This is a genomic window from Pseudoalteromonas sp. CR1, assembly GCF_019392235.1.
Taxonomy (GTDB): domain Bacteria; phylum Pseudomonadota; class Gammaproteobacteria; order Enterobacterales; family Alteromonadaceae; genus Pseudoalteromonas.
Genome location: NZ_JAHXRM010000642.1, coordinates 1 through 234 on the forward strand (window position 1 = coordinate 1; position 234 = coordinate 234).

At 50.4% G+C, this 234-nt stretch carries 1 protein-coding gene; it reads left to right on the top strand.

The features are described from left to right. Positions 1–11: 11 nt before the first annotated feature. Positions 12–234 (top strand): reverse transcriptase family protein (locus tag KZZ04_RS22330; protein ID WP_368735913.1); only part of this gene is annotated, 223 nt, incomplete at its 3' end.

The following is a 234-nucleotide window of genomic DNA, read 5'->3' on the forward strand; positions in this document are numbered from 1 at the left end:
GACACGATTCATTGTGTTTCCTCGGCGCATACTCCGGCTACCATCAAATTAAGATGGCAGGACCAGACCAAGCCGCAACGGCATTCATCACCCCATACGGCCCATTCTGCTTCAACACAATGCCCTTCGGGCTCAAAAACACTAGCGCAACATATCAGCACATGATTCAGACATGTCTGGCAAACCAGATCGGCAAAACAGTGGAGGCATACGTAGATGACCACGTCATCTACG